Origin of the sequence: Micromonospora sp. NPDC126480 (genome assembly GCF_040302465.1) — a bacterium.
Classification (GTDB): domain Bacteria; phylum Actinomycetota; class Actinomycetes; order Mycobacteriales; family Micromonosporaceae; genus Micromonospora.
The window spans coordinates 103,765-115,045 of the sequence record NZ_JBEORU010000021.1 but is presented as its reverse complement, the minus strand read 5'-3'; the positions used below and the strand labels follow the sequence as shown (position 1 = coordinate 115,045).

The window sequence follows — 11,281 nt, the reverse complement described above, 5'->3', positions numbered from 1 at the left end:
CGACACCGACCAGACCGACCCGGCACCGATCGCCGCATAACATCAAACCGGATCCCGCGATGGCCGTCTCCTACACCACCAGCGCGGACGTGACCGAACGCGGTGTGCACCCAGACCTACATCGGCTATTGACGAACCCGCAGGAACGCGGAGAGTTCGACGCACTGTTGCGTCTGGCCGAACGGATCCACAAGACGCTCCCCAAGCTAGGAGGGTTGATCGATCCGGGTGATGCGGCGAAGCTGTTGGCTGAGAGTGTTTGGGACGCTGCAACGATCCTGGCGCGCAAGCAAGAGATACGGGCAGTTCGCGACGATCTTAAGGGGTACGCCCTTCGGGGATCTGAGGATGTAAGCCGTGCTCGCCTGGACCTACTTAACCAGCAGCAACGAGCCAGTGTGTTGTGGACCGAGGTCAACGAAGAACTCGACAGGTTGCGCTCTCATCTGACGGCCGCAGCGGTCGCAGGGGAAGCTTACGTACGGGACCGCAACTTGGACGACACGCTGGAACGTACCGAGAAGGCGCTCGCGAAGCTGTCTGCTGAGAACTCGATTGAATCATCTACTGCAGCGACCCAGCAGCTCGCTGACCAGACGACGGCGGTCGTGCAGGCATACCGAGAACTGAACGAACTGTACGGCGGCAGGCGCTAACGACATGCACTGCAACACAGTGAGGCCTTGATGCAGGCGCGGGAACGGGTGGCCGACCGGTACGAGTTGACGTATCCAGTCGGCCACGGGGGCATGGGCCAGGTCTGGGCCGGCTTCGACGAGAAGCTGGACCGGCCGGTCGCCATCAAGTTCCTCCGGATGGTCGCAATTCCCGAAGGTGAGCGGGAGATTGCAGTTGACCGCTTCATGCGAGAGGCCCGGGTCACCGCGCGGCTCGATCACCCCGGCGTTCCAAGCGTGCACGACGTCGGGTATCACGGCGACGACATCTACATCGTCATGCAACTCGTGCCGGGCATCGTCCTCGCCGATCTGATTGCGGAACGCGGCTGGCTCTCCGTGCCGTGGGCCGCCGCGATCGGAGCCCAGATCTGTTCGGTGCTTGCCGCTGCACATGCCGCCTCACTCGTACACCGCGACCTCAAGCCACAGAACGTGATGGTCACACCGACCGGCTCGGTCAAGGTTCTCGACTTCGGCGTGGCCGCCCTGCTCGGCGCGGACGTCCCCCGGCTGACCGCCACGAGCCAGACCCTCGGAACTCCCACCTACATGGCCCCTGAGCAGGCGCTGAACAGTGCGGTCGGACCACGGGCCGACCTGTACGCGCTGGGCTGCGTACTGTTCGAGCTGCTGACCGGGAACCCGCCGTACCGCGCGGAGAGCGCCCTTGGCCTGCTGCACCGGCACATGAACGACCCGATCCCGTCCATCGCCGCGCACAGAGCTGGAGTGCCGCTTCCCATCGGGCAGCTCGTGAACCAGCTACTTGCAAAGAACCCGCAAGATCGGCCCGGCTCAGCCGCTGAGGTCTACGAGATTTTGGCGCCCCTCGGCGCCGTTGGCAGTCAGCTGGCCGCTGATCCGGGCGTGACCATGGCCGACCAGACGGTCGACCCCACCATGCCGTACCGGTACCCCTTCGGGCCGTTGCCTCAGCGAGCGCCTATGCCGCCGACCCGAATCGACGTCGTCCGGCCCCGTGCTGCCCCGGCCGCTGTCGTGCCGCCGTCGCTCGACGAGCTCGCGGAGGTGGAAGAGCGTGCCTGGGAGCTGGCCGAGGAAGAGCGCTTCACCCAAGCGGCCGAACTCCTGGCCGCCGCCCTCCGACCGGTGCCGCAGCGCGAAGCCGCCGAGCAACCCAGGATCCTTGACCTTCGGGTCACGCTGGCCAATCTGTATCTTCTCGCCGGCGCCTACCGACAGGCCCTTCCGATGTTCGAGCGGCTGGTCGCGGACCTCACTGCGCGGCCGGAGCCAGACCGCGAACTGATTTGGCAGTGTCGGCAGCAGGCTGCCGTCTGCCAAGCGGAGCTCGGCGAGGCCGGCGCTGCGCTGGCGGAGCTGCGTTCCTTGCTCGCGGAGGAGCAGGGGGTGATTCCGCCGGGCTCTCCGGACCTGTTCGCGCTTCGGCAGCAGATCGCCATGCTCGCTGCCGGCCTCGGCGACGTGACGAGTGCCCGGCGGCAACTTGAAGATTTGGTAACCGACGTGCAGGCAGTGCACGGGCCGGACGCTTCCGCCGCTGACGAGATCCGGGCACTACTCGTACATCTTGATCGCCTGCCTGCGGAGCAGCGGAAGGGGCCAGCGGATGACTGAAGCCGTGACGTGGAGGTGTACCCGCCCGATGAAAGGCGCGATGACCGGTCCGGACATTCGAGCCCTGCTCGACAATCCGCTTTCGGTCACCCACCTCCAGTGGTACTTCAACGCTGCTGGGCCATCGACGTTCACGGGTGGGCAGTTCGAGCGTCTCGGCGGTGGAGGCGACCGTCCCGAGATCCGAGACGTGGTAACCGCCGAGGATCTGATCGCCGTGGAACTGCTCAGCGTTCGGGTACCACCGTCGACCGCACTTGAGCTTCTGCAGGGCCGGCTCGGTGAGGACGTCTCGGCGGAGTTGGCGCAGATTCCAATGGATGTCCATCTGGGTAGCGCGGACGCCGTCCCGCTCATGCAGGAGGGCGGACACGCTGACCGCGCGTGGCGGCTGCTGAGGAAGGCGGACGGGATCGGCTGGGTCGTCGCCGGCAAGCTTCTGGCTCGCAAGCGCCCCAAGCTCGTGCCCGTCTATGACGAGGTTGTTAGGTGTGCGTTCAGAACCGGAAAGGGGTTCTGGTGCTGGCTGCACGAGCGAATGCAAGAGGACGGTTACGCCCTGCGGCATCGGCTAGTGGATCTGGGCGCACGTGCGGGCGTGCCGAGCGACGTGACTCCACTGCGAATCCTCGATGTGGTGGTGTGGATGCGTCATCGCGGCGCGCATCGCGGTTACCGATGCCCAGGACTGCGGTGAGTCGGCGTCCCAGCCTGGGTGACGGCTGTCAGGCCGAGGATGCGGTGTGGTTGCGGTGAGGACAGCGCATGGCAGCGGGTGGAGGTAGCGAGTGACGGTGAACGAGGACGACTACACACTGAAGTCCGCCGAGTCGGCCAGGATGGGCAAGGCTACTGAATACCTTGTAGCGGCCTTCTGCATTCTCGCGACCCGCGGCAGGCTCAACGTCTCGACATCGGTCGTGGACGACGAGGGGGTGGACCTCGTCTTCCATCGTCGCAACTCGACTGCCACTCTTGCCGTGCAGGTCAAGGCACGGATGTCAGACAGCAAGCGGGTCCAGGACGAGGGGTTTGTGGCCTTCGTCCGGGCAAAGACCTTCGTCCCTCGTTCCGACCTGGACCTGCTCTTCGTCGCGATCGACATTGACCGGGGCGCTGTGATGAAGGCGTGGCTCGTCCCGAGCGAGGAGTACGCCAAGACGCTCGGCGAGCCGAACAGCAAGGGACGGTATCGCTTCAGCGCATCGATGAGGCCGGGAGCAAAAGATCGTTGGCGGGAATACCGTCTCGAGGCGGAGGACCTCCCGCCCATGATCCTCAAGCGCCTCGATGCGCTGGCAGCGTGACTGAAGGTTCACCTGCTCACGGGCTGGCGGTCACCGCTTTCAACCTTCGAGCGGTCAGGCCAGCGGATCCGCCGACCTGACCGCTACGTCAGAGGTTTACGACTGCGTCTTCGGCCAACGTGAATAGGCCCGCGTCGAATGTTACGGTCTTCAGCTTCGTGCCTTTGGGCACGTCGAAGAAGACGTTGGCTCGTACGGTGTTGCCCGGGTTGATCTCGTCGAGGAAACCGTTGGCGTCGTCGTTTCCGTACATCCCTGCCGTGCCGTCGGCGTCGTACTCACGGCCAGCGGCGTCCTGGGCGGTCACGGTGCCATCTGCATGGAACATGTGGGCCGATCTGGTCACGTTCTTGACGGAGATGTTCACCCGGCAAAACATGCCCTGCGCCTTGCGGTTGAGGAACGAGTCGCCAACCTGCGAGATGCCGCACTTGACGCTGTTGACGGTGAACTCGAAGTCGCCGCCGCGGACCTTGTCGCCAACCCGGTACACCTTCGGCCCGGCCGACGGCGGCGGGCTGGGATCGGCCGGGGCCACAGTCGTCGTGGCGGGAGATGGCGCCGACGAAGAGGTCGAAGGGGCGGATTCAGCCGGGGGCGGCGGAGACGGGCGCTCGCTGGAGGAGACCCTCGTCGGTTCCGGATCGCCGACAATGACTCCTACCATCCCGACGCCGCAGCACAGCGCCACGATGGCACCCACGCCCACCAGCGTCGGGATGAGCCACGCCGGTCGCTTCCGGGGGGCCGGCGCGATCGGGTACGCCGCAGGCGGCGGAGGGCCGTACGGCGACGGCGCGTTGGCCGGCGGGCCCAGGTAGGGCTGGTTCGGGCTCGGGTCGCCAGGAGCGGTCATGTCTTGTCCCCACAGCAGGTCAGTGCGGCAATGTGCCGATTGAGTCCCGCCGACGGTACCGGCGGTGCTGTGGAGGAGTTGATGATTGTCAGGTTGGTGACATCGGATCGGAGTAGGAGTAGCTAAAGGGCTGGCGACCGATCAGCGAGATGCTGTGAAACGTTGTCCTGAGTGGCACCATATCCGCCCAGCGGACGAAACGCTGTCCGTTGTCTTTCCGCTGTTCGGGACGTTCGGCCGAGTTACCGCAGGGCCGATCCACTGAGCTCGGTGGCGGATGCTTCTTCGACGAAGGTCCGCCATGCCGCCGTGCTGAAGATGAGAACCGCGCCGCCACGATCCTTGGAATCGCGGACGGCCACGATCGCAGGGAGGTTGGTCGCGACCTCGACGCAGTCGCCGCCGTTGTCGCCGCTGCGGGTGCTCTTGCGCCAGACGGCGCCGGTCAGGTCAGTCATGCCGCATCTCCCCGATGATTCTCTTGATCATGTCCTTCGATTCTGCCTCGCCGAGCGCGAGCGCAGCCAGCCCTCTCCAGACACGTTCGTAGGCGGCCAGCTCATCGGGCTTGTCGAGGTACAGCGCGCCGGTCAAGGACTCGCTGTAAACGATGGACGGTTCCGGGGCAGCGCGGCCACCCTTGGTCGGCGGAAAGTCGAGGATGACGAAGGACCCGGCGACGGCCCCCGGTTGCGGACCGGCCGCCAGCGGTAGCACCCTGACCGACACGTTCGGCAGGTCGGACAGCTTGACGAGTTGGTCGAGCTGAGCACCCATGACGGTCGAGCCGCCAACGGCACGGCGGAGCACCGCCTCTGACAGCACGGCATCCAGCCGAGGAGCCGCCGGCAACCGGCGGACCAGCAGGGCCTGCCGTTGAAGTCGGACCTGCACCGCCCGCTCGCGTTCTTCGTCGCTCAAGCGCCCGCCGAGGCGGTAGAGGGCGTGGGCGTACTCCTTGGTCTGGAGGATGCCGGGGATCAGCGATTCGTCGTAGCGGCGTAGGTACGCGGCGGCCGATTCCAGGCCGACGTACAGCTCGAACCAGCTCGGCACCGCGTCCCCGTACGCGTGCCACCAGCCCTTCGACTTCGTCTCCGCGGCCAGGCCGCGCATCGCCTCGGTCATCTCCGGGGACACCCCGTACAGCTCGCACATCGCCTTGACGTCGAGCACCCGGACCGGTCCCATGCCGCACTCGATGCGCCAGATCTTCTGCCGGCTGTACTCCAGTGCCTCGGCGGCGGCGTCGAGCGTCACGCCCGCCTCGTTGCGAAACTGTCGCAGCAGCCGGCCGAGTTGCCGGCGGGGCACCGTCGATCCGAGTTCCTCGGCCATCCGCACACTCCTTGATTCCAAGACGCAACACTGCGTGACCTGCTCGTGCAACACCTAATCCGTCCAAGAAAGAAAGTCAATGCATGTCAGGGAAATCGCGGTATCAAACGTTGCGCTTCCACTGCGGACTGTCACAGGATGACCACAGCGCGGCGGCCGGGTCATCCCCCGAAACCGGCCGCCGCGCTTCCCAGCCAGACCCTCGCTGAGCAGCCCGGATGCCGTACCGCTGATTGAAGCTGCGGTGTTCGGGCGGGGTGGGTCCGCCCGTGCGGGGAGGGCGGGTCGACCCACCCCATCCACGACCCAGGAAGGCAGGTAGTGATGAGCGTCCGCAACCAGAGGCCGTTCCCTGAGGGCGGTGGGACGACGTACCGCTCCCGCGCGTACCCCAGTCTGCTGCCGTGGCAGGTGCGCGAGCGCCGCTTCCCGCCCGCCCGGCTCGGACGCCGCGGCCTGAACCCCGACGAGGTGTACGCCTTCCTCGACCGGGTCGCCGTCGACATGGCCGCCGTCTACGACGCGCTCGCGCAGAGCCGGCGGGAGACTTTGCGGATCAAGGTTGCGCTGCGCCGGTGGCAGTCCGAGCAGGCCGAGGTTGGTCGCCGGTGAGCGGACGGTACGTGATTCACCTGCCCGTTGTCGCCGCCGACCTGCCGGCCGCGCAACGGCTGGCACGGGTCGTCGGCCGCTGGATCACCGTGCTGCCGATGATGGACCCGGGGGAGATGACCGTCTCCGAGGAGGACAAGCAGTTCCTGCGGCACCGGGTCTTCTGCGACCTGCGGATGCCCGGTGGCCGGCGCTGCGTGCTCCGCGACGGCCACGATGGCGAGTGCTCCCGCCGCCTGCGTCGCTGACGCAGCCATCGCAACCCTTGCCGGACGAGGTCATCTCAGGTCGGGGGACTCGCCGATGGTCCACCTCACGGTGCGCTCCGGGTCGCCTCGGACCCGGTCACCGATCGCATCCCGGCGGCGATGTTCTCGACCGGAACCACCGCGTCGACAAGCGCCCGGAGCGCGAACTCCGCTGGCTGTTCGGAGAACAACACCAGCTTGCCCTGCCCCACGGCGTAACCGACCTCGATGCACACGCTGACGCCGGCATATCCGCCGTTGGCCACGACAAAGATCGCGTCCGACGTCGCTATCTTCGCGAGGAAATCGCGCGTGAGCCGGATCTTGTCCGGCTCGTCGACCCGCACATGCTGTTCGTTGAAGTCGTAGCGCGGGGTGTAGACGGTGATGCCCAGGTCGCGGAACGCTGCCTCGGCCAGCTGGGCTGTGCCGTAGAACTTGGAGCTGCTGCATATCGTGACTGCCGCGATCTCCGGCATCGATCCTCCAAGCATGCCGTCGGGTATCCGTGCTCAAGTGTCCAGGGCAGCCTGCGCCGGTCCTTCGCCGGGCGGCTTCGGTCCCACCAGCGTCGGGCGCTTACCCTCCGGAGATGGCGATCGGTCACGGGCGGGCGGCTGGGCGGGGACGTGGCTGGTACCGGGGGGACTGCCACGTGCACTCGGTTCACTCGCACGGCGGGGAGTTGACGGCGGAGCAGCTTGCCGCCGCTGCCCGCGCGGCCGGGCTCGACTTCGTCGCCACCACCGAGCACAACAACTCGCGCGGGCACGAGGACTGGTTGCGGTACGCCGGGGACGACCTGCTGGTGATCCTGGGCCAGGAGGTCACCACGCAGACCGGGCACTGGCTGGCGCTCGGCGTGGCTCCAGGGCAGGTGGTCGACTGGCGGTACGGCGTCCGCGACGACGCGATCGGTCAGTACCTCGACCACGTGCGCCAGGCCGGCGGAGTGTGCGTGGCGGCCCACCCCTACGCGCCGTATCCCGGTGGCACCCTCATGTACCCGTACCGCTGGTTCGACACGGTCGAGGTGTGGAACGGGCTGTGGGCGTCGGACCTGCCCTGGAACGCCGACAACGAGGCGGCCCTGGCCGAGTGGGGGCGGCGACTGGCCTTCGATGTCGCCCGTGGGCGGTGGCGTCCGGCGATGGGCAACAGTGACGTACATCTGGAGGGTCAACTCGGCACGCCGCACACCGTCGTGTTCGCGGAGGAGCTGAGCAGCGACGCCATCCTGGCCGGCATCAGGGCGGGCCGGAGCTGGATAGCGGAGTCGGCCGCGGTCGAGCTGGCGTTCGTGGCGACCGCCGGCGAGCGGAGCGCCGGAGTCGGTGAACGCTTGGAGTCGCGCGGCGAGTCGGTCGCGGTGCGGGTGCGGGTGGCCGGCGTGCCGTCGGGGGTCGTCAGCCTGCACACCGAGCGCGGCACGGTGTGTCGCGAGCAGTTGCCGGTCGACGGTGGATTCGTCGAGTGGCGCACCACGGCTGACGAGGCCGGCTTCGTCCGAACAGAGGTGCGCCACCCGGACGGGCGGATGGCAGCGCTCAGCAATCCGATCGTCGTCAACTGACCGCCGGGAGCGGGAGCGGGAGCGGGAGCCGGCGCGGGCGCCTTCGCGTCGACGGCGCCCGCGCCAGCTTCACGCTCTACGCCAGCGTCTTGACGGCCGGGCCTGCCGCGGCCCGCTCTCGCACGACGCGGCGGCGCCGGGTCGGCAGCCCGAGCGTCGGGTGGGCGACGCTCCAGGCGGCGCCCTTGCAGACCAGTTCCTTGTAGCCGGCGGCGAGCCGTCCGGTCAGGGCCGCCCGCACGGCGCGATCGTCGGCGGTGACGTACTGGATCAGACCTTCCTTGCGACCCAGTGAGATGCACTGGTTGAAGTAGCGGATCGGCACGTTCGGGAGCTTCGCGCCGGTCAGGCGGGCCGCGATCGCGTCGGCGGCCTGCCACGCGGTCGGGCCTCCTGAGGCGCACGACATCCGCAGCGGCTTGTTCCCGGGGCCCGTTGCCAGGGCTGCGTCGCCGACGGCGTACACGTCCGGGTGGGAGACCGACCGCATGGTCCCGTCGACGACGATCTGGCCGGTGCCGTTGACCTGCAGGGCGGTCGCCCCCGCGATCGGGTGTACCGCGAACCCGGTGGTCCACACCGTGACCGCTGCCGGAATGGCTGTGCCGTCGGCGGTGGTGACGCGGTCGGCTTCGACAGCGGTGACGGCGGTGTGCTCGTACACCGTGATCCCGAGCTTGCCCACGACCTTCCGCAGGTGCTCGCGGCCCCTGGGTGACAGCCAGTCGCCGAGGCCGCCGCGGGCGGCGAGGGCGACGTCGAGGTCCGGGCGGGCCTCGGCGATCTCGGTCGCGGCCTCCAAGCCGGTGAGGCCGCCGCCGACGACCACCACGGCCTGCCCGGCGTCGAGGCGGGCCAGGCGCTCGCGCAGCCGGAGCGCTCCGGGGCGGCTGGCAATCTCGTACGCGTGCTCGGCGGTCCCGGGGACGCCGCCCGCGTTCCAGCCGCTGCCGAGGGCGTAGACGAGCGTGTCGTAGGCGAGTTCGTCGGTGCCGCTCGCGTCGCTGACGCCGACGGTCCTGCGGTCGACGTCGACGCCGGTGACCGTCGCGACCCTCAATCGGACGCCGGTGCCCGCGAACATCTCGCTGAGCGGCCGGGGCTTGAGCTCCTGGCCGGTCGCCAGTTGGTGCATGCGGACGCGTTCGACGAAGTCGGGCTCGGCGTTGACGAGGGTGATGGCGACGTCCTCGCGGCGGAGCCGCTTGGCGAGGCGACCGGCGGCGATGGCGCCGCTGTATCCGGCTCCGAGGACGACGATGCGGTGCTGCATGTTCCTGCTCCTGTCCTGCCGCGGTTTTGCCACCTGAACCGGGCGGCCCGCCGTTTCCTGACCGGAACGCGATATGAAGCACCTCACAGGGCGATTGGAACGGTGTCCTCCGTCGCCTGACGAGCGCTGTGCCGCGTCCGCCCTGGCCGCCCGGTGAGTGGGGGACCACTACCCGTACGAACCAGTACGTGGCATGTAAGGATCCGGCATGACGATTCGCCGCGCCGTGCCCGATCTCACCACCGCCGACCCGGCCGCAAGCAGCGGCTTCTACCAGCTTCTGGGCTTCCGGGAGGAAATGAACCTGGGCTGGGTGGTCAACCTGGTCTCTCCGGCCAACCCCACCGCCCAGGTCATTCTCATCACCAAAGACGCAGCGGCCTCCGTCAATCCGGACCTCACCGTCGAGGTCGATGACGTCGACGCCGCCTACGAAGCGGTACGCGCGACGGGCGCAGAGATCGTGCACCCGGTTACCGACGAGCAGTGGGGCGTCCGGCGGTTCTTCGTCCGCGACCCGGACGGCAAGGTGGTCAACGTCGTCAGCCACCGCTGAACATCAGAGCGGCCAACGACCTGCCGTCCCGACAAGCCTCTCGTCGAATTCAGCGAGCCCGTCGGAGCCGGCGAACCGGAGCTGCCGACTGGCGGGCGCACCGATCTCGCGCTCCTCGACGAGCGCCGATTCCGAAGCTGCGTCGTTCACCTTCCTTACCGCACTCCCGGCCACTAACCAGGGTTACCCGCAGCGTCGCGGGTCGGACGACCGATCAGAAGGCGTGGAACAGGGGCTCCCCATGGTCGGCGGCGGCCCAGCGCGCGGTCGCGCGTTCGAGCTTGTCCGGGTTGACCTGGTTGCGGACCGCGGCGATGCCGTCGGCGGTGACCTCCAGGCACATGACGCCGACGACCCGGCCGTCCACGACGGCCACGACGGCGGGTTCGCCGTTGGCGGTCCAGAGGTGGACCTCGGGCGCGCCGCCGACGATCGCGCGCTTGGCCTCGCCCGGTGTGAACAGGCCCCGCAGGAACTTCGCGACCGCGACGGCACCCTCGAACGCCTTGGCGCGGGCCGGGACCTTGCCGCCGCCGTCGCCGATCGCGGTGGCGTCCTCGGTGAGAAGGCGCACGAGCCGCTCGACCTGGCCGCTGCCGGCAGCCGCCAGGAACTCCTCGACGACCCGCCGGGCGGCGGCACCGTCGACCTCGGTACGGGCCTTGCCGGCTGCGATGTGCTTCTTCGCGCGGTGGAAGAGCTGCTGGCTGGCGGACTCGGTGACGTCGAGGATCTCGGCGATCTCCCGGTGCTGGTAGTCGAAGGCCTCCCGCAGCACGTACACCGCCCGCTCGTTGGGGGAGAGGCGCTCCAGGAGGGCCAGGACCGCGTACGAGACCGACTCGCGCTGCTCGACGGTGTCGGCCGGGCCGAGCATCGGGTCCCCGGCGAGCAGCGGCTCGGGCAGCCACTGGCCCACGTAGGTCTCGCGGCGCGCCCGCGCGGAGGTGAGCTGGTTGAGGCACAGGTTGGTGAGCACCTTCGTCAGCCAGGCCTCGGGGACCTCGATCCGGTCGACGTCGGCGGCCTGCCAGCGCAGGAACGTCTCCTGCACGGCGTCCTCCGCCTCCCCGGCGGAGCCGAGGAGGCGGTAGGCGATGGCCTCCAGCCGCAGCCTGGAGGCCTCGAACCGGTCGACGTCGTCCGCGGTCCAGGGCATGGCCCGATCCTAGGCCGCGCGGCGCCCGGCACCTGGCGAGCGGGCCCAGACCGAAGCGGTCGAGCAGGTTGACGAGGCCG

14 protein-coding genes and 1 pseudogene are annotated in these 11,281 nt (G+C 68.5%); 8 read left to right on the top strand and 7 right to left on the bottom strand.

Features of this window, described 5'->3' with window-relative positions:
- The 4 genes and pseudogenes from ABTW87_RS20195 to ABTW87_RS20180 form a co-directional block, all read left to right on the top strand.
- A pseudogene (locus tag ABTW87_RS20195) lies at positions 1-656 on the top strand (hypothetical protein); the annotation flags it as partial.
- A 30-nt stretch (positions 657-686) separates the two neighbouring features.
- The gene (locus ABTW87_RS20190; RefSeq protein ID WP_350652375.1) at positions 687-2,279 is read left to right on the top strand and encodes a serine/threonine-protein kinase; all 1,593 of its coding nucleotides are present in this window, start codon (positions 687-689) and stop codon (positions 2,277-2,279) included.
- Between the two features lie 28 nt (positions 2,280-2,307).
- Positions 2,308-2,976, top strand: a complete 669-nt coding sequence (locus ABTW87_RS20185; RefSeq protein ID WP_350652371.1) for a DUF6308 family protein — start codon at positions 2,308-2,310, stop codon at positions 2,974-2,976.
- 97 nt (positions 2,977-3,073) lie between these two features.
- A complete protein-coding gene (locus ABTW87_RS20180; protein WP_350652370.1) occupies positions 3,074-3,586 on the top strand; it encodes a hypothetical protein in 513 nt (170 codons plus the stop codon).
- Positions 3,587-3,674: 88 nt separating this feature from the next.
- Here ABTW87_RS20180 and ABTW87_RS20175 read toward each other — a convergent pair whose 3' ends face one another.
- The 3 genes from ABTW87_RS20175 to ABTW87_RS20165 form a co-directional block, all read right to left on the bottom strand.
- A complete protein-coding gene (locus ABTW87_RS20175; protein ID WP_350652369.1) occupies positions 3,675-4,289 on the bottom strand; it encodes a DUF4352 domain-containing protein in 615 nt (204 codons plus the stop codon).
- A gap of 395 nt (positions 4,290-4,684) precedes the next feature.
- Complete coding sequence (locus tag ABTW87_RS20170) at positions 4,685-4,900, bottom strand: DUF397 domain-containing protein (protein WP_350652368.1); 216 nt, start codon at positions 4,898-4,900, stop codon at positions 4,685-4,687.
- A complete protein-coding gene (locus ABTW87_RS20165) occupies positions 4,893-5,780 on the bottom strand; it encodes a helix-turn-helix domain-containing protein (protein WP_350652367.1) in 888 nt (295 codons plus the stop codon). Before ABTW87_RS20165 ends, ABTW87_RS20170 begins: the two co-directional genes overlap by 8 nt.
- 324 nt (positions 5,781-6,104) lie before the next feature.
- Here ABTW87_RS20165 and ABTW87_RS20160 point away from each other — a divergent pair, with 324 nt between their 5' ends.
- Together ABTW87_RS20160 and ABTW87_RS20155 are read left to right on the top strand one after the other, a co-directional pair.
- On the top strand, positions 6,105-6,392 hold the full coding sequence (locus tag ABTW87_RS20160) for a DivIVA domain-containing protein (protein WP_350652366.1): 288 nt from the start codon (positions 6,105-6,107) through the stop codon (positions 6,390-6,392).
- Complete coding sequence (locus ABTW87_RS20155; protein ID WP_130325099.1) at positions 6,389-6,640, top strand: hypothetical protein; 252 nt, start codon at positions 6,389-6,391, stop codon at positions 6,638-6,640. The genes ABTW87_RS20160 and ABTW87_RS20155 overlap by 4 nt, the downstream gene beginning before the upstream one ends.
- Positions 6,641-6,705: 65 nt before the next feature.
- Here the strand turns inward: ABTW87_RS20155 and ABTW87_RS20150 are convergent, their stop codons facing one another.
- Positions 6,706-7,119: a hypothetical protein gene (locus ABTW87_RS20150; RefSeq protein WP_350652365.1), complete on the bottom strand. Its 414-nt coding sequence runs from the start codon at positions 7,117-7,119 to the stop codon at positions 6,706-6,708.
- 113 nt (positions 7,120-7,232) lie between these two features.
- Between ABTW87_RS20150 and ABTW87_RS20145 the strand changes: the two genes are divergently transcribed.
- Entirely contained in the window at positions 7,233-8,213 is a 981-nt protein-coding gene (locus ABTW87_RS20145) for a CehA/McbA family metallohydrolase (RefSeq protein ID WP_350652364.1), read from the top strand.
- 76 nt (positions 8,214-8,289) lie between these two features.
- Here the strand turns inward: ABTW87_RS20145 and ABTW87_RS20140 are convergent, their stop codons facing one another.
- Positions 8,290-9,486, bottom strand: a complete 1,197-nt coding sequence (locus ABTW87_RS20140; protein WP_350652363.1) for an NAD(P)/FAD-dependent oxidoreductase — start codon at positions 9,484-9,486, stop codon at positions 8,290-8,292.
- Positions 9,487-9,694: 208 nt separating this feature from the next.
- Here ABTW87_RS20140 and ABTW87_RS20135 point away from each other — a divergent pair, with 208 nt between their 5' ends.
- Entirely contained in the window at positions 9,695-10,042 is a 348-nt protein-coding gene (locus ABTW87_RS20135) for a VOC family protein (protein ID WP_350652362.1), read from the top strand.
- A 3-nt stretch (positions 10,043-10,045) separates the two neighbouring features.
- On the opposite strand, the gene ABTW87_RS20130 is transcribed toward ABTW87_RS20135, so the two are convergent.
- Together ABTW87_RS20130 and ABTW87_RS20125 are read right to left on the bottom strand one after the other, a co-directional pair.
- A complete protein-coding gene (locus ABTW87_RS20130; protein ID WP_350652361.1) occupies positions 10,046-10,192 on the bottom strand; it encodes a hypothetical protein in 147 nt (48 codons plus the stop codon).
- Positions 10,193-10,256: 64 nt separating this feature from the next.
- Entirely contained in the window at positions 10,257-11,201 is a 945-nt protein-coding gene (locus ABTW87_RS20125) for an RNA polymerase sigma-70 factor (RefSeq protein WP_350652360.1), read from the bottom strand.
- Positions 11,202-11,281: the final 80 nt, after the last annotated feature.